General features: G+C 71.5%; 20 protein-coding genes and 1 pseudogene. 14 read left to right on the top strand and 7 right to left on the bottom strand.

The genetic code is table 11. The annotated features are described in order from the left end of the window. Positions 1-7: 7 nt before the first annotated feature. On the top strand, positions 8-442 hold the full coding sequence (locus tag D0D15_RS06080) for a hypothetical protein (protein ID WP_233157161.1): 435 nt from the start codon (positions 8-10) through the stop codon (positions 440-442). 18 nt (positions 443-460) lie between these two features. Here the strand turns inward: D0D15_RS06080 and D0D15_RS06075 are convergent, their stop codons facing one another. The 5 genes from D0D15_RS06075 to adh form a co-directional block, all read right to left on the bottom strand. Continuing rightward, positions 461-841: a hypothetical protein gene (locus tag D0D15_RS06075; RefSeq protein WP_233157162.1), complete on the bottom strand. Its 381-nt coding sequence runs from the start codon at positions 839-841 to the stop codon at positions 461-463. Positions 842-942: 101 nt separating this feature from the next. Beyond that, positions 943-1,173, bottom strand: a complete 231-nt coding sequence (locus D0D15_RS06070) for a hypothetical protein (protein WP_094004642.1) — start codon at positions 1,171-1,173, stop codon at positions 943-945. An 18-nt stretch (positions 1,174-1,191) separates the two neighbouring features. Continuing rightward, positions 1,192-3,054 carry a propionyl-CoA synthetase gene (locus D0D15_RS06065; protein ID WP_094004643.1) on the bottom strand — a complete coding sequence of 621 codons (1,863 nt, stop codon included), beginning with the start codon at positions 3,052-3,054 and terminating at the stop codon, positions 1,192-1,194. Positions 3,055-3,064: 10 nt separating this feature from the next. Further along, positions 3,065-3,433, bottom strand: a complete 369-nt coding sequence (locus D0D15_RS06060; protein WP_198958174.1) for a DUF779 domain-containing protein — start codon at positions 3,431-3,433, stop codon at positions 3,065-3,067. 2 nt (positions 3,434-3,435) lie between these two features. Further along, entirely contained in the window at positions 3,436-4,959 is a 1,524-nt protein-coding gene (gene adh / locus D0D15_RS06055) for an aldehyde dehydrogenase (RefSeq protein WP_094004644.1), read from the bottom strand. 161 nt (positions 4,960-5,120) lie between these two features. Here adh and D0D15_RS06050 point away from each other — a divergent pair, with 161 nt between their 5' ends. Continuing rightward, positions 5,121-6,614: a GAF domain-containing protein gene (locus tag D0D15_RS06050; RefSeq protein WP_115944294.1), complete on the top strand. Its 1,494-nt coding sequence runs from the start codon at positions 5,121-5,123 to the stop codon at positions 6,612-6,614. Here the strand turns inward: D0D15_RS06050 and D0D15_RS06045 are convergent. Next, positions 6,611-7,480, bottom strand: coding sequence for an MIP/aquaporin family protein (locus D0D15_RS06045; RefSeq protein ID WP_094004646.1), 870 nt, complete (start codon positions 7,478-7,480; stop codon positions 6,611-6,613). The genes D0D15_RS06050 and D0D15_RS06045 overlap by 4 nt on opposite strands. Before the next feature lie 513 nt (positions 7,481-7,993). Here D0D15_RS06045 and D0D15_RS06040 point away from each other — a divergent pair. The 7 genes from D0D15_RS06040 to D0D15_RS06010 are packed head-to-tail and all read left to right on the top strand — an operon-like array spanning position 7,994 to position 14,254. Continuing rightward, the gene (locus tag D0D15_RS06040) at positions 7,994-8,437 is read left to right on the top strand and encodes a diol dehydratase small subunit (protein ID WP_233157163.1); all 444 of its coding nucleotides are present in this window, start codon (positions 7,994-7,996) and stop codon (positions 8,435-8,437) included. Continuing rightward, on the top strand, positions 8,434-10,122 hold the full coding sequence (locus tag D0D15_RS06035) for a propanediol/glycerol family dehydratase large subunit (RefSeq protein ID WP_094004648.1): 1,689 nt from the start codon (positions 8,434-8,436) through the stop codon (positions 10,120-10,122). The genes D0D15_RS06040 and D0D15_RS06035 overlap by 4 nt, the downstream gene beginning before the upstream one ends. A gap of 11 nt (positions 10,123-10,133) precedes the next feature. Beyond that, positions 10,134-10,724, top strand: coding sequence for a propanediol/glycerol family dehydratase medium subunit (locus D0D15_RS06030; protein ID WP_094004649.1), 591 nt, complete (start codon positions 10,134-10,136; stop codon positions 10,722-10,724). Positions 10,725-10,729: 5 nt separating this feature from the next. After that, complete coding sequence (locus D0D15_RS06025) at positions 10,730-12,565, top strand: diol dehydratase reactivase subunit alpha (protein ID WP_094004650.1); 1,836 nt, start codon at positions 10,730-10,732, stop codon at positions 12,563-12,565. Beyond that, on the top strand, positions 12,565-12,876 hold the full coding sequence (locus tag D0D15_RS06020) for a glycerol dehydratase reactivase beta/small subunit family protein (RefSeq protein WP_094004651.1): 312 nt from the start codon (positions 12,565-12,567) through the stop codon (positions 12,874-12,876). The genes D0D15_RS06025 and D0D15_RS06020 overlap by 1 nt, the downstream gene beginning before the upstream one ends. Before the next feature lie 10 nt (positions 12,877-12,886). After that, the gene (locus tag D0D15_RS06015) at positions 12,887-13,306 is read left to right on the top strand and encodes a GlcG/HbpS family heme-binding protein (RefSeq protein WP_094004652.1); all 420 of its coding nucleotides are present in this window, start codon (positions 12,887-12,889) and stop codon (positions 13,304-13,306) included. 12 nt (positions 13,307-13,318) lie between these two features. Then, complete coding sequence (locus D0D15_RS06010) at positions 13,319-14,254, top strand: class I SAM-dependent methyltransferase (RefSeq protein ID WP_198958175.1); 936 nt, start codon at positions 13,319-13,321, stop codon at positions 14,252-14,254. A gap of 6 nt (positions 14,255-14,260) precedes the next feature. Here D0D15_RS06010 and D0D15_RS06005 read toward each other — a convergent pair whose 3' ends face one another. Continuing rightward, positions 14,261-15,451, bottom strand: coding sequence for a PucR-like N-terminal domain-containing protein (locus D0D15_RS06005; protein ID WP_094004653.1), 1,191 nt, complete (start codon positions 15,449-15,451; stop codon positions 14,261-14,263). Between D0D15_RS06005 and D0D15_RS36915 the strand changes: the two are divergent. The 5 genes and pseudogenes from D0D15_RS36915 to D0D15_RS05985 form a co-directional block, all read left to right on the top strand. Beyond that, positions 15,450-16,511 (top strand): annotated as a pseudogene (locus D0D15_RS36915) (MMPL family transporter); the annotation flags it as partial. The gene D0D15_RS06005 and the pseudogene D0D15_RS36915 overlap by 2 nt on opposite strands. 127 nt (positions 16,512-16,638) lie before the next feature. Then, positions 16,639-17,577 carry an MMPL family transporter gene (locus D0D15_RS36910; protein ID WP_244214937.1) on the top strand — a complete coding sequence of 313 codons (939 nt, stop codon included), beginning with the start codon at positions 16,639-16,641 and terminating at the stop codon, positions 17,575-17,577. Between the two features lie 32 nt (positions 17,578-17,609). Beyond that, entirely contained in the window at positions 17,610-19,187 is a 1,578-nt protein-coding gene (locus D0D15_RS05995; RefSeq protein ID WP_094004654.1) for a CocE/NonD family hydrolase, read from the top strand. Continuing rightward, positions 19,184-20,116, top strand: coding sequence for a R2-like ligand-binding oxidase (locus tag D0D15_RS05990; protein WP_094004655.1), 933 nt, complete (start codon positions 19,184-19,186; stop codon positions 20,114-20,116). The genes D0D15_RS05995 and D0D15_RS05990 overlap by 4 nt, the downstream gene beginning before the upstream one ends. Before the next feature lie 6 nt (positions 20,117-20,122). Next, positions 20,123-20,405, top strand: a 283-nt coding sequence (locus tag D0D15_RS05985; protein WP_115944293.1) for an MFS transporter, incomplete at its 3' end; no start/stop codon positions are given.

Here is a 20,405-nt window from a genome sequence, read left to right as displayed (position 1 = left end):
ATCGCGCTTGGACCGCACCCGGCGTCTTCAGGTCGCCTCGGCTGCATTGCGCCTTGCGCGTCGGGGTCCGAGGGAGGATGTTCCCGTGGCGATGGCGGATGAATCCGGATCGTTGAGCGACCACGAGTTGAGCTCGATCGAAGCCCGGATCAACGCGACCACTCCGGGGCCTTGGTACTTCCACCTCCTCGACGACGACTGGGCGATGAACCTCGTGGCGATCAGCACGATCCCTGACGAGGAGCATGTCGGCGACCGGGCGAACTTCGACCCCGGGACGGTCATCGCCGCCACGTTGGTCCAGCACCCGCGGTACGTGTGCGGTGCCGACGAGCGGTGGGACGAGAACGCCCGCTTCATCGCTGCGGCCAGAACCGACGTGCCACGGCTCATCGCCGAGGTCAGGCGGCTTCGCCGGCTCGTGCGCGACGAGTCGGCCTGAGGTGGAGTGGCGGCGCGCTCAGCGGCCGAAGATCCGGTTTCGCACCTCGGCGGCCTCCTCGCCGTCCAGCCAGGCGATCGTGAGTTCGCGGCCGTAGAAGTCGAAGGTGCCGGAGGACAGCTCGGCCACCGCCTCCTCGATGTCGAGCCAGCCGCCGTCGCTCCAGGTCCACTCGCCGTCGGTGAGCACCTCTGCCCACCAGTTGAGCCGCTCCTGGCCCGCGGACCACCGGCGGCGCCACCACGGGCCGAGGGCCTCGTACCAGACGTCCGCGACCAACATCAGGTAGCCCGCCGGGTGGCCGTCCGAGTCGAGCAGCCGCGCGACGCGCTCGCGGTAGGGGGCCAACCGGTGGTCGGACACCTCCGGCGAGTTGGCGATGTGGGTCCGCAGCCTCACGTGATCAGTATGAGACCTGCTCCCTGTCCTCGAACAGCGCTGTTCCGACGTCGCGCGGCTGACCGCGGGGGCGCCCACTCCGCCGCCCTGGGACCGGCTGCTCAGGCTCGCGCTGGTGTGGGGTCGCGGGGCTGATCGACCTCCTGGAACATCTGGCCGAGGCCGGGGCAACCCAGCGGATCCGGCATCGCGCACGGCGGCTTGGCAAGAGTGTCCGCAAGAAGCCGCGGGATGACGCGATCACCCAGCTGCTCCGGCAGCGCGACGGCGTCCTGACGCGTGCCGTGCTGCGGGACGGGACGCGGGTGGACGTGGAACTTCGCCTGGGGCATCGAGGATCCGGCGAATCCCTACGCCCCTGAAAGCAGCTCGCGTAGCTTTTCCAGCACCGCTGGGTCCTCGATCGTCGACGGGATTGGTTCCGAGCGGCCTTCCACGATGCCCCGGATCGACTTGCGCAGGATCTTTCCCGACCTCGTCTTCGGTAGCGCGTCGACGATCGTCACGGAGCGGAAGGCTGCTACGGCACCGATGTCGCGGCGGACGGCGGCTACCAGTTCCTCCTCCAGGCCCTCCGCGGACGCGCCCGCCTTCAGCACCACGAAACCCCGCGGCAACTGGCCCTTCAACGAATCCGCCACCCCGACCACCGCGCACTCCGCCACCGCGGGATGCGCCGCCAGCACCGCCTCCATCGCACCCGTCGACAGGCGGTGGCCGGCCACGTTGATCACGTCGTCCGTCCGGCCCATCACGAACAGGTAGCCGTCCTCGTCGACATATCCACCGTCGCCGGTCAGGTAGTAGCCGGGATAGCGGGACAGGTATGACGAGAGGTACCGCTCGTCGTCGTTCCACAGGCCCAGCAGCGTGCCCGGCGGCAGCGGCAACCGGACGCACACCGCGCCCTCCGACCCACGCGGCACCTCCTCGCCGGACTCCGACAGGATCCGCACGTCGTACCCCGGCATCGGCACGCTCGGCGAACCCGGCTTCAACGGCAGCGGCTCCAGGCCACGCGGGCTGGCCGCGATCGCCCACCCCGTTTCGGTCTGCCACCAGTGATCCACCACCGGCACGTCCAAAGCCGAAGAAGCCCACTGGTACGTCTCCGGATCCAGCCGCTCGCCGGCCAGGAACAGCGTCCGCAACGAAGGCATCGCACGCAGCAACGAGCCCGACGGGTCCACCTTCTTGATCGCCCGCATCGCCGTCGGCGCCGTGAACAGCGCCTTCACCCCGTACTGCGAGATCACCCGCCAGAACGCCCCGGCATCGGGCGTGCCGACCGGCTTCCCCTCGTACAGCACGGTCGTCGCGCCCGCCAGCAGCGGTCCGTACACGATGTAGGAGTGCCCGACGACCCACCCGACGTCGGACGCGGTCCACCACACGTCCCCCGGCCCGATGTCGTAGATGTTCGCCATCGACCACGCCAGCGCGACCGCGTGACCACCGTTGTCCCGCACCACACCCTTCGGCTTGCCCGTCGTCCCCGACGTGTACAGCACGTACAACGGGTCCGTCGCCGCAACCTCCACACAGGACACTGGAGACGCCGACTCCACCAACGCGTTCCAGTCGTGCTCGCCCGGCCGGAGCGTCGCCCGCACGTGCTCCCGCTGGAACACCACCACCTCGGGCGATTCACCGGACAACGCCACCGCTTCGTCCACAATGGGCTTGTACTCGATCACCCGCGTCGGCTCGATGCCGCACGATCCGCAGACCACGACCTTCGGTCGCGCGTCGGCGATCCGCACCGCCAGCTCCTTCGGCGCGAACCCGCCGAACACCACCGAGTGCACCGCGCCCAGCCGCGCGCACGCCAGCATCGCGATCACCGCCTGCGGGATCATCGGCAGGTAGATCACCACCCGGTCGCCGCGCCGGACACCGAGCCCGCGCAGCGCACCGGCGAACCGCGACACCTCGTCCAGCAACTCGGAATACGTGTACCGCGCGGAAGAACCGGTCACCGGCGAGTCGTAGATCAGCGCGTCCCGGTCGCCGCGCCCGGCCCGGACGTGCCGGTCCAGCGCGTTGTAGCAGGTGTTGAGCCTGCCGTCGGGGAACCACCGGTACCAGGGCGGGCGCGCGGCGTCCAGTGCGCGACCCGGCTGCCGTGACCAGCTGATCGCCGAAGCGGCCGCCAGCCAGAAGCCCTCCGGATCACGCAGACTCTCCTCGTAGACGCCGGCGTACCCGCCCATGCCCGTCCTTTCAGTCCAATCGAGACAACTCTTCGTCGGTCAGCAACCGCGACCGGATCAGGAACCGCACACCCTCCGGGGCCTCCAGTGAGAACCCGCTGCCCCGGCCGGGCACCACGTCGATGGTCAGGTGCGTGTGCTTCCAGTACTCGAACTGGGCGGCCGACATCCACACCGGGATCGGATCCGGCACGCCGGCGACCGTGAGATCGCCGAGGTGCACGTCGGACCCACCCGTGCGGAACTCCCCGGCCGGGTAGCACATCGGTGCGCTGCCGTCGCAACACCCACCGGACTGGTGGAACATCAGCGGACCGTGCCGTCCGGCCAGCCGCCGCAGCAGGTCGGCGGCGGCGTCGGTGAGATCCACCCGGCTCATGATCAGAAGAATCCCTGCGCGTCCGGCGAGTACGACACCAGCAGGTTCTTCGTCTGCTGGTAGTGGTCGAGCATCATCTTGTGCGTCTCGCGCCCGATGCCGGACTGCTTGTAACCACCGAACGCCGCGTGCGCCGGGTAGGCGTGGTAGCAGTTCGTCCACACGCGACCCGCCTGGATCTCCCGGCCGGCGCGGAACGCGGTGTTCCCGTCGCGCGACCAGATACCCGCGCCCAGCCCGTACAGCGTGTCGTTGGCGATCTTGATGGCGTCGTCGTAGTCGTCGAACTTCGTCACCGACACGACCGGGCCGAAGATCTCCTCCTGGAAGATCCGCATCTTGTTGTCCCCGGCGAAGACCGTCGGCTGGATGTAGTAGCCGCCGGACAGCTCGCCGCCGAGGTCGGCCTTCCCGCCGCCGGTGAGGACCTGCGCGCCCTCCTGCTTGCCGATGTCGATGTAGGACAGGATCTTCTCGAACTGGTCGTTGGACGCCTGCGCGCCGATCATCGTGTCGGTGTCCAGCGGGTGGCCCTGCTTGATCTTCTCCACCCGCGCGACACCGTCCGATACGAACCGGTCGTAGATGGACGACTGGATCAGCGCACGCGACGGGCAGGTGCAGACCTCGCCCTGGTTGAGGGCGAACATCGCGAAGCCCTCCTGCGCCTTGTCGTAGAACGCGTCCTGTTCGGCCGCGACGTCGGCGAAGAAGATGTTCGGGCTCTTGCCGCCCAGCTCCAAGGTGACCGGGATGATGTTCTCGCTGGCGTACTGCATGATCAGCCGGCCGGTGGTGGTCTCCCCGGTGAAGGCGACCTTGCGGATGCCCTTGTGCTGGGCCAGCGGCTTGCCCGCCTCGACGCCGAACCCGTTGACGACGTTGATCACGCCGGCCGGCACCACGTCGGCGATCAGGCTCAGCAGCACGTGGATCGAGGCCGGGGTCTGCTCGGCCGGCTTGAGGACCACGCAGTTGCCCGCGGCCAGCGCGGGCGCGAGCTTCCAGGTCGCCATCAGGATCGGGAAGTTCCACGGGATGATCTGGCCGACCACGCCGAGCGGCTCGTGGAAGTGGTAGGCCACGGTGTCCGCGTCGATCTGCGAGATACCGCCCTCCTGGGCGCGGATGGCGCCGGCGAAGTAGCGGAAGTGGTCGATGGCCAGCGGGATGTCGGCGGCCAGGGTCTCGCGGACCGGCTTGCCGTTCTCCCAGGACTCGGCGACCGCGAGCTTCTCGAGGTTGGCCTCCATCCGGTCGGCGATCTTGAGCAGCACGGCGGCGCGCTCGGCGGGGGAGGTGCGGCCCCACGCGACGGCGGCGCCGGTGGCCGCGGCGACCGCGCGGTCGACGTCCTCGGCGGTGCCGCGCGCGACCTCGGTGAAGGTCTTGCCGGTGACCGGTGTCGGGTTCTCGAAGTACTCGCCCTTGGCCGGCGGGACGTACTCGCCGCCGATGAAGTGGTCATACCGCGGTTCGAACGCGACGACGCTGCCGGTTTCGCCCGGCGCGGCGTACTTCGTCATGAGCCTGCCTCCTGGATCGGGTGTTCGGTGCGAACGGCTTCGGCGCACCGGGCGCCAAGCTAGGGAAGGCGACGTTGCAGCGTCGTTGCAACGGTTGCCGAATCCGCGATCCGCCCGGCATGCTGCTGGGGCCAGTCCCGCCGATGCCGCCGGAGTGCTGAATGGACGCCGAAACCGTGAACACCGCCCCCACGGCGCTGCACCTGGCGTCGGATCCGATGGCACAGTTCGAAGTGCTGCAACAGGTTCGCGAAGCAACCCTGAGTGGTTCCCGCGCGCCCGTGTCACCCCGTCCGGTGATTCACGAATCCTGGCAGCGGTCACTCGCCGCGCACATCGATCCGGACGACTTCCGGCCGCCGATCGTCTACGCACCCGACGAGGTGGCCGACGTCCGCGACGCCCACCCGTTGCACGCCGTTCTGCCGACCCTGCGCGAACTGCTGGGCAGCATCGCCGACGAGTCCCGCCACGTCATGATCGTCACCGACGCCGACGGCACGATCCTGTGGCGCGAGGGCCCGGCGAGCCTGTGCAGCCAGGCGGACCCGGTCGGGCTGTGCGAGGGGACCGGCTGGTCGGAACGGGCGATCGGCACCAACGCGATGGGCACCGCGCTCGCGCTGGACGCCCCGGTGCAGATTTACTCGGCCGAGCACCTGGTGCGGACCTACCACGGCTGGACCTGCGCGGCGGCCCCGATCCACGACCCGGACACCGGCGACCTGCTCGGCGCGATCGACGTCAGCGGCCTGCTCGACACGCTGCACCCGGCGACGATTTCGCTGGTCAACGCCACCGCGCAGCTCGCGGAGAGCCACCTGCGGCGGCGGATGGAGTGGCTGGACGGCCAGCTGCTGACGAAGAACATGCCGCACCTCGCGCGGCTGCGTGGCGAGCCGGGCGCGCTGCTCACCCCGACCGGGCGGGTGATCGCCGCCGACCGGCTCGGGCGCCTGCCGAAGCGGGTCGCGGTGGACGCGGACCGGGTGCTGCTCGACGACGGCCGGGAGGCGCACGTCGAGCCGCTGCCGGAGGGCTACCTGCTGCGGGTCCGGTCGACGACGGCCACGCGGCGGCCGACGCTGGAGCTGTCCTTCCTGGGTGACAACCCGGCCGCCGTGATCAACGGCCGCGAGCTGCCGCTCACCCTGCGGCGCGCGGAGATCCTGGCCCTGCTCGCGCTGCACCCGTCCGGGCTGACCGCCGAGCAGCTGGCGTTCCAGCTCTACGGCGACGACGGCAACCCGACGACCGTGCGGGCGGAGATCCACCGGCTGCGCGGCCAGCTCGGCGGCGACGCGATGCGGGCCAAGCCGTACCAGCTGCGCGCCGAGGTCGACGCCGATTTCCTGCGCGTGCGCGCGGCGTTGAACAGCGGTGACGTGGCGGCGGCGGTGGCGGCCTGCCCGGCGCCGCTGCTGAACCGGTCGGACGCGCCGGCCATCCGCGCCGAGCGGGAGCAGCTGGTGGCCGCCGTGCTCGCCGCGGTGCTCGGGCACCCCGGCCCGGACGTGCTGTGGGCGTTCGCGCAGAGCGAGACCGGCCGGGACGACGTCGAGGTGTTCGAGCACCTGACCCGGCGGCTTCCGGCGGCCGACCCCAGGCGGGCCGTCGCGACGGCCCGCCTGGAGTGGCTCCTCGGCGAGGACTAGCTCACGAACTTCTCCTCGGCCACCTGCCGCGCGTGCAGCACGTCGCCGATGAAGAAGTCGTACAGCACGGCCCCGACAACGGCGCCGACCAGCGGGCCGGCGATCGGCACCCACAGGTAGCCGGTCATCGCGGTGTCGCCCCAGCCGGCGAAGAACGCGAACAGCCGCGGCCCGAAGTCGCGCGCCGGGTTGATCGCATACCCGGCGTTCGCGCCGTAGGACAGCCCGATCGCGGCCACCGTGAACCCGATCAGCAGCGGGCCCATCTTCGGCGACACGGCCTTGTTGCGCGCGTCGATCAGGGCGAGCACCACGACCAGCAGCACGGCGGTGCCCACGACCTGGTCGAGCAGCGGACCGAACCAGTTCGAGAAGTAGGGCGCCGGGACGGTCGCGAAGATCGAGAACGTGGCTTCGCTCTTCGGCGTCCCGGCCGCGGCGTCGAACGCGCTGATCGCCGGGTGGTAAACGGCGTACACGAGCGCGGCGCCGGTGAACGCGCCGGCCAGCTGCGCGCCGCAGTAGCCGGGCACCTTGCGCCACGGGAACCGGCGGCGCACGGCCATCGCGAGCGTCACCGCCGGGTTGAGGTGCGCGCCGCTGACCCCGCCCGCGACGTACACCGCGAAGGCCACGGCGAACGCCCAGCCCCACACGATGAGCAGCCAGTCGCCGGTGCCCTGGAAGATCGTGGTGGCCCCGGCGGTGCGGCCGGAGCCGGGCAGACCGGCCACGGCCATCGCGACGCACGCGTCGCCGAGCCCGATGAGCAGGAACGTGCCGAAGAACTCGGCGAGCAGATCGCCGCGGCCACCGGTCAGCCGGTTCAGGGCGGAGGGTCGGCGCAGGGGTGCCACATCGGTCACTGGGTCCTCCTTGACGCAGTCGGGTGCCGCACACGATGCGAAGACGCGGGTTGCACCGACGTTGCGCCGCTGCCCCGGCCGTCGTGGCCCGGCGCGGTCGCCGCCGGGGGGTTTGGGAACGCGCCGGGGGCGGCGAACGCGTCGCCGGGGCGGCGGACTCGCCGCTGGGAGTGGCCGACGCGCCGCTGCGAGGGGGCCGACGCGTCGCCGGGACCGGGGACGAGTGGGAGCACGCCGCGCGAGGCGGCCAACACGCCAGCGGGAGGGGCGAACGCGGCGCCGGGAGGGGCCAGCTCGCCGCCGGGAGCGGCAACTCGCCGCGCGGGAGGTGCCGACTCGCTGCCCGGAATCGCCACACGGCACCCGGGGCGGCGAACTCGGTGCCGGGACCGGGTCGATTCGCCGAGACGAGTGGGGAGCACGCCGCGCGGGGTGGCCAACGCGTCTCCTGGGGTTGGTCCCTCCGCTGACGTGCAACGTTGATGCAACGTGACGCCGCTTACGGTCCGGCCCGTGACTACTCCGAGCCAGGTGGACCTCGACCCGGGCCGGGACTACCCGCTCGCGGCGCGGCGCCCCGAACTGCTGAAGACCCCGACCGGAAAACGCCTCGACGAGCTCACCATGGCGGCCGTGCTGGCCGGTGAGGTCGCGCCGGAGGACCTGCGCATCGCGCCGGAGACCCTGCGCCTGCAGGCCCAGATCGCCGAGCGCGTCGGCCGCCCGCAGCTCGCGCAGAACTTCCGCCGCGCGGCGGAGCTGACTGCGCTGCCCGACGAGCTGGTGCTGTCGATCTACAACTCGCTCCGGCCGTGCGCCTCCACCAAGGAACAGCTGGCCGCGATCGCCGACGAGCTGGAAACCACCTACTCGGCGACGCTGTGCGCGCAGCTCGTCCGCGAAGCCGCCGACGTGTACGAACGCCGCGACATCCTGGCACGGGAGGACGGCCGATGACGGGCGCACGGCGGTCCAAGCGGACCGAGGCACTGGAGCAGCGGCCGGTCAACCTCGACGGGTTCGTCGAGGAGTGGCCCGAGGTCGGCATGGTCGCGATGGACAGCCCGTACGACCCGGAGCCCGGCGTCCGCGTCGAGAACGGCGTGATCGTCGAGATGGACGGCAAGCCGCGGGCCGAGTTCGACTTCCTCGACCAGTTCATCGCCGACCACGCGATCGACGCCGAGGTCACTGAGCAGGCGATGGCCGTGCCCGCGGTGGAGATCGCGCACCTGCTGGTCGACCCGCGCGCCACCCGGCAGGACGTGCTCGCGCTGACCCGCGGGCTCACCCCGGCGAAGCTGCTCGAGGTCGTCAAGACCATGAACGTGGTCGAGATGATGATGGCGCTGCAGAAGATGCGCGCCCGCCGCACCCCGGCGAACCAAGCCCACGCGACCAGCGCGCGGGACAACCCGGTGCAGGTCGCGGCCGACGCCGCCGAGGCTTCGCTGCGCGGGTTCCGCGAGCTGGAGACCACGCTCGGCGTCGTCCGGTACGCGCCGCTCGTGGCGATCGCGCTGCAGGTCGGCGCCCAGGCCGGGACGCCCGGCGTGCTGACCCAGTGCGCGCTCGAAGAGGCCACCGAGCTGGAGCTGGGCATGCGCGGGATCACCGCCTACGCCGAGACGATCTCGGTGTACGGCACCGAACCGGTGTTCTGCGACGGCGACGACACCCCGTGGTCCAAGGCGTTCCTCGCCTCGGCCTACGCCTCGCGCGGCATCAAGATGCGGTTCACCTCGGGCACCGGGTCGGAGGTGCAGATGGGCAACGCCGAGGGCAAGTCCATGCTGTACCTGGAGATCCGCTGCATCCTGGTGACCAAGGGCGCCGGGGTGCAGGGCCTGCAGAACGGGTCGATCAGCTGCATCGGCGTGCCCGGCGCGGTGCCGGCCGGGATCCGCGCGGTGCTCGCGGAGAACCTGATCGCGAGCATGGTCGACCTGGAGTGCGCCTCCGGCAACGACCAGTCGTTCTCGCACTCGGACATGCGCCGGGTCGCCCGGCTGCTGCCGCAGCTGCTGCCCGGCACCGACTTCGTCTGCTCGGGCTACTCCTCGACCCCCAACTACGACAACATGTTCGCCGGATCCAATGTGGACGCCGAGGACTACGACGACTGGAACGTGCTGCAGCGCGACCTCCAGGTCGATGGCGGCCTGCGGCACGTGCCCGAGGCGGAGATCCTGGCCGCCCGCAACCGGGCCGCGCGTGCCCTGCAGGGCGTGTTCGCGCAGCTGGACCTGCCGCCGATCACCGACAAGGAGGTCGAGGCGGTCACCTACGCGCACGGCAGCAAGGACCTGCCGCTGCGGGACGTGCTGGAGGACCTCAAGGCGGCCCAGTCGGTGATGGACCGCGGCGTGACCGGCGTGGACATCGTCAAGGCCCTGGACGGCGCCGGGTTCACCGACATGGCCGAGTCGCTGCTGGCCGTGTTGCGGCAGCGGGTGTCCGGGGACCTGCTGCACACGTCGGCGATCCTGACGCCCGAGCTGGAGACGCTGTCCGCGATCAACGACGTCAACGACTACGCCGGCCCGGGCAGCGGTTACCGGCCCACCGGAGCGCGCTGGGAAGAGATGAAACGGCTCCGGCACGTGGTGAGCGCCCAGAACCCCGAGCAGGAAGTCGTCTGAGGAGGAGTGCCATGACGGACACCAGTGTGGGCAGCCGGCGCACGCTCACCCTCGACGAGCGCGGGCCGGCCGGGCCGGGCACGCGCAGTGACGAGGTGGTCATCGGGTTGTCGCCCGCCTTCGGGGACTTCTTCACCAAGACCATCGTGGACATCCCGCACGCCGAGGTGCTGCGCGAGCTGCTCGCCGGCATCGAGGAGCAGGGCGTGCACGCGCGGGTGATCCGGTTCCGCGGCGGCTCGGACCTCGCGGTGATCGCGCACGCGGCGGCGAAGCTGTCCGGATCGGGCATCGCGATCGGCCTGCTGTCCCGCGGCACCACGATGATCCACCAGAAGGACCTGGTGCGGCTGTCCAATCTGGAGCTGTTCCCGCAGGCGCCGCTGATGGACCTGGAAACCTTCCGCAAGGTCGGCCGCAACGCCGCCCGCTACGCCAAGGGCGAGTCGCCGGAACCGGTGCCCTCGCGCAACGACTTCATGGCCCGCCCGCGCTGGCAGGCCAAGGCCGCGCTGTTGCACATCAAGGAGACCGAGTTCGTGGTGCCCGGCGCCGGACCCGTCGAGCTGGACGTGCGGATCCAGCTGGCCGACGCGGGCTGATCGCGATGACGCTCGTGGTTGGCGTCGACATCGGGAACTCGACCACGGAGGCCTGCGTCGCGGAGATCGCGCCGGGCGGGCACGTGACCTACCTGTCCGGCGCGCTGACGCCGACGTCCGGGGTGAAGGGCACGACCGACAACGTGCCCGGAGTGGTCGAGGTCGTGCGGCGGGCGTTGTCCTCCGCCGGGCGTGGGGTGCGTGAGCTGAGCGCGGTGCTGGTCAACGAGGCCACGCCGGTGATCAGCGGCCTGGCGATGGAGACGATCACCGAGACGATCGTGACCGAGTCGACGATGATCGGGCACAACCCGGACACTCCCGGCGGGGTGGGCCTGGGTGTCGGTGAGACCGTCGCGTTCGGATCGCTCGACGGGTGCGTGCCGGGCTCGAAGGTGATCTGCGTGGTCGGGTCCGGAGTGGACTTCGAGGACGCGGCCGCGGGCATCGACGCGGCCGTCGCGCGTGGGGTCGAGGTCACCGGCGCGATCGTGCACGCTGACGACGCGACGCTGATCGCGAACCGGTTGTCGCGGCCGATCCCGGTGGTCGACGAGGTCACGCTGGTGGAGAAGGTGCCGCTCGGGATGCCGGCCGCGGTCGAGGTCGCCGAGCCGGGTCGGACCATCCGGACCCTGTCCAATTCGTACGGGATCGCGACCGTCTTCGACCTGGACGCCGAGCAGACGCGGATGATCGCGCCGGTCGCGCGGGCGCTGGTCGGCAACCGGTCGGCGGTCGTGGTGCGGACGCCCAGCGGGGACGTGACGGGCCGCCGCATCCCGGCCGGCAGCCTGACGCTGATCGGTGAGCAGGTCAACCGGTCCGTGGCGATCGACGCCGGGGCCGCCGAGATCATGGCGACCCTGCGCCGGGTCCGGCCGCTCACCGACGCGACGGGCGAGGCCGGCACCCACGTCGGCGGGATGCTCGCGCGCGTCCGCGACACGATGTCCGAGCTGACCGGCACCGCGGTGGGGGCGGTGCGGATCCAGGACGTCCTGGCCGTGGACACGTTCGTGCCGCAGGAGGTCACCGGCGCGCTGGCCGGCGAGTTCGCGCTGGAGAACGCCGTCGCGCTCGCCGCGATGGTGCGCACCAGCCGGGGACCGATGCGGTTGCTGGCCGAGAAGCTGCGGGAGGCGCTGGGGGTGGAGGTGCTGATCGGCGGCGTCGAGGCCGACATGGCGGTGCTGGGCGCGCTGACCACACCGGGCACCGGGCGGCCGGTCGCGATCCTCGACCTCGGCGGCGGGTCCACCGACGCGGCCGTGGCCGGGGACGGCGTGGTGCGGTCGGTGCACCTGGCCGGGGCCGGGGACCTGGTGACGAAGCTGATCGACTCCGAGCTGGGCCTGGACAACCGCGAGCTGGCCGAGGACATCAAGAAGTACCCGCTGGCCAAGGCCGAAAGCTTCTTCCACGTGCGGATGGAGGACGGCACCGCGCGGTTCTTCGACGAGCCGTTGCCCGCGGAGGCGTTCGCGCGGGTGGTCGTGCTGTCCGAGTCCGGGATGCGGCCGGTGCCGACGCGGCACAACCTGGAGAAGATCCGGCAGGTGCGGCGCGCGGCGAAGCACAAGGTGTTCGTGGTGAACGCGGTGCGCGCGCTGGAGCAGGTGGCGCCGGGCGGGAACCTGCGGCAGATCGGGTTCGTCGTGGTGCTCGGCGGGTCCGCGCTGGACTTCGAGATTCCGGACATGATCGCCGAAGCGGTGGCGGGGATGGGAATCGTGTGCGGGACGGGCAATGTGCGCGGCACCGAGGGGCCGCGCAACGCGGTGGCCACCGGGCTGGTCGCGAGCCACGCGCTGGACCTTTCGCTGGAGACGGCGGGCTGATGCGCGGTCCTGCGGTGGTGGTGCGGTGCCGGGACGCTTCGTCGCCCTGGTTGCGGGAGATCCGCGCCGGGATGGAGGAGGAGGGGGTGCCGCTGGTGGTGGAGGAAGTGTCCGCGGGGGACGCGCTCGTCCTGGCGTACGCGGCTGCTTGCCGGTCCACTTTGGATGTGGGGATCGGGGTGGCGGACGAGGTGTGCGTCCACCACGCCAAGCGCCCGGCCGGTTCGCCCGCGCTGACCGGGCCGCTGTCGCGCGCGCGGGTGCTCGGGCACAACGCGGCCCGCATGGTCGTCGGAATTCCGCTCAAGTGAAGGAGGAAACGTGGCACCACGTCTCGCACTGGCCGATGCCCAGCCGGTTCTCGAGGCCGCGCTGGCGAAGGCCGAGGAGATCGGGCAGCCGATGAACGTGGCCGTCGTCGACGACGGCGGGCACCTGATCGCGTTCGCCCGGCAGGACGGCGCGATCCTGGGCAGCATCGACATCGCGATCCGCAAGGCGCGGACGGCGGCGCTGCTGAAGATGACGACGGCCCAGCTGGGGGAGGCCGCCGCGCCGGGCGCGCCGCTGTCCGGGATCGAGGTGACCAACGGCGGTTTGGTCATCTTCGGTGGTGGGATTCCGCTGGTGCGGGGCCGGGAGGTGGTCGGGGCCATCGGGGTCAGCGCGGGCTCGGTCGAGCAGGACACCGAGGTGGCGGAGGCGGGCGTGGCGGCCTTGCCGAAGCGGGGGCGCCGCTGACAGAGTCGGGCCATGACGGTGGCCCGGGAGATCCGCTCGGTCGAGGACGTGCTGCGCCTGCTGGACGGGATGGTGGCACCGGGGATTTCCACCGGCGGGTGGGACGGGTTCTATGCGGACCGGGACGTGCCGTTCTCGGTGGACAAACCGGACGAGAACCTGGTCTCGTGGGTCTCGCAGGGGCTGATTTCGCCGGGGCGAGCGCTGGACGTCGGCTGCGGGCCGGGGCGGAACGCGCGGTGGCTGGCTGAGCAGGGCTTCGAGGTGGACGCGGTCGACATGTCGTCCACAGCGATCGCGTGGGCACGCGAGCGCACGCCGGCCGGCGCGTCGGTGACGTTCCACTGCGGGAACGTGTTCGAGACGCCGTTGCGGGGTGGCTACGACCTGGTCTACGACTCCGGGTGCTTCCACCACCTGGCGCCGCACCGGCGGCTGAGCTATGTCGCGCTGCTGCGGCGCGCGCTGGTGCCGGGAGGCCACTTCGGCTTGGTCGCCTTCGGTGACGGCGGGTCCGCGATGTCCGATTCCGAGGTGTACGCGCAGGGCAGCCTCGGCGGCGGTCTGGCCTACTCGGCGGTGGAGCTGCGTGACATCTTCGCGGAGTTCGACGTGGTGGAGCAGCGGGTCATGGCGGAGCAGCCGGAGGACTCGGCGCTGTTCGGGAAGTCCTTCCTGCGCACCGCGCTGTTTCGCGCGCGGGCGAGCCGAGCGCGGGATGCCCGCGCCACGGTGCTGCGCGGGCTGCTGAGGGCGTACGACCACCGCCGCGAGCTGCTGGACGCGCTCTGGGCGTCCGCGGACCTGGAGTCGGCGCAGGCGGCGGTGGAACGGGTGCTCGACGTCAGCGAACCGCAGGCACGCGCAGTGCTGGACCTGCAGTTGCGCCGACTGACGCCGTGGCAGCGGGAGCTGCTCCGTGAGGAGCTGGATCAGCTGGACGGATAGGGCCACCTACTCCGGCCGCGTGCCCAGCAGGTGGTGCGCCTCCAACGCGATCTGCATCTTCAGCCGCTCCTCCGGGTCGCCCAGCCGGTCGCCGAACAGCTCCGTCAGCTGCGCCACCCGGTACCGCACCGTCTGCGGGTGGATGTCCAGCAGCCGCGCGATTTCCAGTGTGCTTCCGTTGCACTTGAGCCACGCCAGCAGCGTCTCGGCCAGCCGCAGTCGCTGCTTCGGTGTCAGCGAGCCGAACGGGGCCAGCACCCGGGCTGACAGCTCGTCCACCAGGAACCGGTCCTGCAGCAGCCACAACGTCGTCAGGTGGTCCGCGCTGTGCACCACCGGCGCGGCCGGGATGACCCCCGCCCGCACCAGTTCCAGCGTCCGCCGCGCCCAGTGCAGCGACGTCGCGGCGTCCGAAACCCGCACCCGCGGGCCCACCGCCGCCCGCCAGTGGGGCATCTCCGCCAGGTCACGCGCCGGGTCGGGCGTGAGCAGGCACGGCGAAGCGCCTTCCAGGTCCAGCAACGCGTCCTCGCCGACAGCGGGCGCGAACTGCTCCTCCGCCAACGGTTCCAGCGCCACCACCGTGACCCACTCGGGCACCTCCCACTGCGCGGCCTTCGCCATCGACGCCACCGCCGCGGGGGACGACGGCGGCGTGGCGAGGATCAGCTCCAGCAGCCGTCGCCGCCGCCGTTCCAGCGTGCCCGTCGCGCGCGCCTGGGCCAGCGTGTACCCCTCCACGGAGTACGACGAAATCTCGTCCACGTAGGCGAAGATCGCCTCCGCGCTCACGCACAGCATCGGCACCGGCAGCCGCATCGACTGGCCGAAGCTCGACACGTACCGCCACGCCGCCTGACCACCCGCGCGGTAGGCCGCCTGCAACGAGTTCAGGCTCCCACCGTCGTGGTAGACGCGCCTGCCGACCTCGTGGAACAGCTTGCCCCAGCGGTCCGGTGTGGACCTCGTGTCCTCGATGCTGTCCAGGCAGCTCAGCACGGCCTGCTCGATCGCGCGCACGATCACCTCGCCGAACTGCCCCTCCAGCGGCTTGGCGTACTCGGGCACCGCGTGCTGGATCTCGTCGAGGATCTTCGTCGCCAGCCGGTCCGCGTGCGGACGGAACCGCCGGGCCAGCTCGGCGGGCAGCGAGAACCACAGTCGGCTTGCCTGACTGTTTCCGGCCGTCGTCGCCATGCCCGGAATCAACGCACATCCGCCCAGGCCGCGCAACGCTCGCCGCCGAGACTGTCACGGCTGGACGCACCCGCCGCGGAAAATGTGTCACCGTCAAGCGAAAAACCTCGTCACCCCTGTTCCCGGGCGGGCCCCGCGGTTAGGTTGGCGCTCCGGCCAGGTTGGGAGGAGGTGGATGGCAGGACTCGCGTCGCGGTGCTTCCGGCACGCGCCCTGGGTGATCGTCCTGTGGCTGCTCACCCTCGCCGGTCTCGTGCTCGCCGCGCAGCACACCGGCGCCGCGTACCGGGACACGGTCGCGCTGCCCGCCGCGGACAGCACCAGAGCCGCGGAGCTGCTGCCCACGGGTGACACCGAACGCGTCGTCGTCACCACGCCCGGCACGATCGACGCGGCCAGGGACCAGGTGGACGCGCTGATCCGCCGGCTGTCCACTGTGGACCACGTCGTCCAGGTCGCGCCGCCACTCGTGTCGGCCGACCGGCGGACCGCGGTCATCGCCGTCACCTTCGACGCGCCCGCCGAACAACTCGGGCCCGAGCTGGCCCGCCAACTCGTCGAAACCGCACAAACGGACAACCTCACCGCCGGCGTCTCGGGCCAGCTCGCCGCGATGACCGTCGGCGCGCCCAACCTCGGCAACGCCGGCATCGGCCTGCTCGCGGCCGCGGTCGTCCTGCTGATCACGTTCGGCTCGCTCACGTGCGTGGTGCTGCCGGTGGTGACCGCCGCGGTGTCGGTCGGCTCCGCGCTGGCCGTGGTCGTGTTGCTGTCGCACGTGCTGACCGTGCCGAAGATCAGCACGGAGATCGCCGCGCTGCTCGGGCTCGGCGTGGGCGTCGACTACGCGCTGTTCGTGCTCACCCGCTACCGGCAGGGCCTGCGTGAAGGACTGCCACCGGCGGAAGCGCTGGAACGCGCCGCGGCCACCTCGGGTCGCAGCGTGGTCTTCGCCGGGGTCACGGTCTGCGTCTCGCTGGCCGGCATGTTCACCGTCGGCATGGCGTTCCTCGACGGTATCGCGATCACTTCGGCCGTCTCGGTCGCCCTCACGATGCTGGCGGCGCTCACGCTGCTCCCGGCACTGCTGCGGCTCACCGGCATGCGCACGCTGCCCAGGCATTCCGCGCCGGGCCGGGCTGGCCCGCTCGGTCACGCGGCGGCCCGCGCCGTACGCCGTCGCCGCGGTGCTGGTCATCGCGGTGGAGGCGGCGCCCGCGCTGGGGCTGCGGCTGGGCATGCCCGGCGCCGCGCACGATCCACCAGGCAGCCCGACGAAGATCGCCGACACGCTGCTCACCGAGGCGTTCGGCCCGGGCGCGAACGGTCAGCTCGTCCTCGTCCCCGAGCGGCCCGATCCGGCGGCCGCCGAAGCCCTCCGCAAGATCGTCGCCACCAGGGCGGGTGTCGCGCCGGGACCCGTCCTCACCGTCACACCCCGCACCGGACCGGACGATCCGGCGACGGCCGAGCTGGTGGGGTGGCTGCGCGAGGTCGCCGGCCCGGGCTGGCACGTCGGCGGCGCGGTCGCCGTGCAGGCCGACTTCTCGGCCGCCGTGACCAGCCGGTTGCCGCTCTTCCTGGCCGCCGTCGTGGCGATTTCGGTGCTGGTACTGGCTCTGGTGTTCCGCAGCGTGCTGATCCCGCTGACGGCGGCGGTGATGAACCTGCTCACCGCGGGCGCGACGATCGGGGTGGTGGTCGCGGTGTTCGGCGGTCCGATCGAGCCGTACCTGCCGGTGTTCCTGTTCGCCGGCCTGTTCGGACTGTCGATGGACTATGAGGTCTTCCTGATCTCCCGCATCCAGGAGGAGTGGCGCCGCACCGGGCACACGCGGGCCGCGATCGTCGAGGGACTCGTCTCGACCGGACGGACGATCACCGCGGCCGCGCTGATCATGGCGCTGGTGTTCGCGGCGTTCGCGTTCGTGGACAGCCGGGTGGTGCGTGAGGCCGGCGTCGGGCTCACCGTCGCGGTGCTGCTGGACGCGATCGTGATCCGCTGCCTGCTCGTGCCCGCCGTCATGGTCAAGCTGGGCGCGGCGAACTGGTGGCCCTCGCGCCGGCGTGAGCATCCGGCCGCGCCGATTCCTGCCGCACGTGACAAAGCCGGGTGGATCCGTTGAGCGGCAGGGCTTTGATCGTTAGCGTCGGCCGCATGAAACACCGCGTGACCGTCGTCGTTCTCGCGTTGCTGGGGGCCGTGCTCCCCGGAGTGCCCGCCGCGGCCGAGGGGTTCGACACCGAGTTCCTCGACATCCACGCGGCCGACGGGGTCGCGCTCGGTGCGATGGTGATGGAGCCGTCGTCACCGGGACCGCACCCGCTGGCCGTCCTCATCGGAGCGTGGGGTGGTGGCCGGACGCAGAACATCATCCCCGCGCGCGACCTCGCGAACCGCGGTTACGTGGTGGTTTCCTACGGCGCCAGGGGTTTCGGCGAATCCACCGGAGAGGTCGAGGTGGCCGGTCGGGACGACATCAGCGACGTCACGACCGTCATCGACTGGGCGCTGCGCAACACCGGCGCCGATCCTTCCCGCATCGGCGTCGGCGGGGTGTCCTACGGCGCCGGGATCGCGTTGATCGCCTCCGGCTTCGACCCCCGGATCCGCGCGGTTGCCTCGCTGAGCGGCTGGGCGGACCTGGTCGCGTCGCTGAGCACGAACGACACCCGGCACGGGCTCGCCGGACTGGTGCTCTACCTGTCCGGCAAGGCCAACGGCACCCTCAGCGCGGAAACCGACGCCATGCTGCGGACCTACCTGCAACCGCGGATCTCCGACGCCGACTCCGCCGCGGTGATCGCGTGGGCCCGGCCCCGCTCGCCCGCGACGTACCTGGACCGGATCAACGCGAACCGCCCTGCGGTGCTGGCCATCCAGACCTGGAGCGAGACCGTGTTCCCGCCGGGCCAGATGGCCGCCTTCTACCAGCGCCTGACCGGGCCGAAGCGCGCCGAGTTCCTGCCCGGCGACCACGCCGCCACCGAATCCGGCGGCTTGCTCGGCCTGCCCAGCGACACCTGGACCTCGGTCTACCGCTGGTTCGACGCCCACGTGGCCGGCACGGACACCTCGATCACCGCCGAACCACCGGTCGTCACCCGCGCCCGGCCCGGCATGCAGCCACCGGTGTACCAGTCCACTTGGGACGAGGTGCTCGGCGAGCCGCACCGGACGTATCTGGGCGCGGACACCCTGCAGGACCAGCCGGCCGCGTGGACCCACGGCGTCGCGGCCAACCGGGACACGGTCGCCGACGGCGGGCTGCCGCTGGCGACCTACAGCCTGGAGGCGATGACCGGCAACCCGCCGAACATCTTCCTGCCCCAGGTCGATCCGGGCAGCGGCGCGGTGTGGAGCCAGGCGCCGACCGGTCGGCCGGTGGAAATCCGCGGCTCGATGCACGCGCACCTCACGGTGGTCCCGCCCGCGGCGACCGGCACCGCGGTCGCCTACGTCTACGACGTCGACCGGCTCGGCCTGGGCAGCCTGATCAGCTACCTGCCCTACAGCTGGAAAACCGCGACGCCGGGGCAGCCGCTGCCGGTCGACTTCGTGTTCACCCCCACCGCCTACACCGTCGCCGCGGGACACCACCTCGCGCTCGTCATCGACTCCACGGACCCGCTGTTCCTGGACTGGAACTCCGGCGGCGGCCGGCTCGGATTCGCCTCCACCGCCGCCGACCCGGCCTGGCTCGACGTACCCGTGCACCCCGGGAGGACGCTGTGACCACCACCATCCGCGAGGAGTTCACCGCGTTGCGCGCGGGCGGCCTCAACTGGGACGTCCTGCCGCTGCGCCTGTTCGCCAAGGGCAACGCGAAGTTCTGGAACCCCGCCGACATCGACTTCGGCCAGGACGCGCGGGACTGGGCGGCGCTGTCGGACGCGCAGCGGTTCGCCGCGACCATGCTGTGCGCGCAGTTCGCCGGTGGCGAGGAGGCCGTCACGCACGACATCCAGCCGTTCCTGTCCGCGATGGCCGCCGAGGGCCGGTTCGCCGACGAGATGTACCTGACCCAGTTCTGCTTCGAGGAGGCCAAGCACACGCAGGTCTTCCGGCTGTGGCTGGACGCCGTCGGCGTCACCGGCAACCTGCACGAGCACGTCGAGGACAACCCCGGCTACCGGGCCATCTTCTACGACGCGCTGCCCGCCGCCCTGGAGCGGCTGCGCCACGACCCCAGCCCGGCCAACCAGGTCCGCGCCTCGGTGGTCTACAACCACGTCGTCGAGGGCGTGCTCGCGCTGACCGGCTACTTCGTGTGGAACCGGGCCTGCCGGGTGCACGGGATCCTGCCCGGGATGCAGGAGCTGATCCGCCGCATCGGTGACGACGAACGGCGCCACATGGCGTGGGGCACCTTCACCTGCCGCCGCCACGTCGCCGCCGACGACGCGAACTGGCAGGTCGTGCAGGACGAGATGCAGGCGCTGCTGCCGCACGCCATCGCGCAGATCGAGTGGACCACGAAGAAGCTCGACGGCGACCCGTTCGACCTGCGGCTGGACGGGGTGATGGAGTACGCCGCCGACCACGCGATGCGCCGCCTCAAGGCGATCGAGGCCGCGCGCGGCATGCCGGTGCACCAGATCGACCTCGACTACAGCCCGGAACAGCTGGAAGAGGATTTCCACGACGAAGACGCGGCGCGGTGAGCGGCCGTGAACCCGGGCCGCACGCTGCTGGTCGTCGCGCTCGGCGCGTTCGTGACGACCCTGGACAACACGATCGTCGCCGCCGGGGTGCCCTCGATCGGGCACGACCTCTCGCTGGACCTCGCGACGCTCCAATGGGTCAGCATCGGGTACATGCTCCCGTTCGCCGGCCTGCTCCTGGTCGCCGGGACGCTGGTGGACCGGTGGGGGCAGCGGGGGACGCTGGGCGGCGGGCTCGTCGCGTTCGGGCTGGGTGCGGTCGCCGGCGGGTTCGCGACCACCGGTGCGC

This window comes from Amycolatopsis thermalba, from assembly GCF_003385215.1.
Lineage (GTDB): Bacteria > Actinomycetota > Actinomycetes > Mycobacteriales > Pseudonocardiaceae > Amycolatopsis_E > Amycolatopsis_E thermalba.
The sequence above is the reverse complement of the archived record's forward strand: the minus strand, read 5'-3'. Positions and strand labels throughout refer to the sequence as shown.

What these genes read in the sequence shown, in the direction of transcription:
- D0D15_RS06070 (WP_094004642.1), bottom strand. Translation starts at nt 1,173, where the DNA reads ATGCCCCAGGCGAAGTTCCACGTCCACCCGCGTCCCGTCCCGCAGCAC.
- D0D15_RS06065 (WP_094004643.1), bottom strand. Translation starts at nt 3,054, where the DNA reads ATGGGCGGGTACGCCGGCGTCTACGAGGAGAGTCTGCGTGATCCGGAG.
- D0D15_RS06060 (WP_198958174.1), bottom strand. Translation starts at nt 3,433, where the DNA reads ATGAGCCGGGTGGATCTCACCGACGCCGCCGCCGACCTGCTGCGGCGG.
- adh (WP_094004644.1), bottom strand. Translation starts at nt 4,959, where the DNA reads ATGACGAAGTACGCCGCGCCGGGCGAAACCGGCAGCGTCGTCGCGTTC.
- D0D15_RS06050 (WP_115944294.1), top strand. Translation starts at nt 5,121, where the DNA reads ATGGACGCCGAAACCGTGAACACCGCCCCCACGGCGCTGCACCTGGCG.
- D0D15_RS06035 (WP_094004648.1), top strand. Translation starts at nt 8,434, where the DNA reads ATGACGGGCGCACGGCGGTCCAAGCGGACCGAGGCACTGGAGCAGCGG.
- D0D15_RS06030 (WP_094004649.1), top strand. Translation starts at nt 10,134, where the DNA reads ATGACGGACACCAGTGTGGGCAGCCGGCGCACGCTCACCCTCGACGAG.
- D0D15_RS06025 (WP_094004650.1), top strand. Translation starts at nt 10,730, where the DNA reads ATGACGCTCGTGGTTGGCGTCGACATCGGGAACTCGACCACGGAGGCC.
- D0D15_RS06020 (WP_094004651.1), top strand. Translation starts at nt 12,565, where the DNA reads ATGCGCGGTCCTGCGGTGGTGGTGCGGTGCCGGGACGCTTCGTCGCCC.
- D0D15_RS06010 (WP_198958175.1), top strand. Translation starts at nt 13,319, where the DNA reads ATGACGGTGGCCCGGGAGATCCGCTCGGTCGAGGACGTGCTGCGCCTG.
- D0D15_RS06005 (WP_094004653.1), bottom strand. Translation starts at nt 15,451, where the DNA reads ATGGCGACGACGGCCGGAAACAGTCAGGCAAGCCGACTGTGGTTCTCG.
- D0D15_RS05995 (WP_094004654.1), top strand. Translation starts at nt 17,610, where the DNA reads ATGAAACACCGCGTGACCGTCGTCGTTCTCGCGTTGCTGGGGGCCGTG.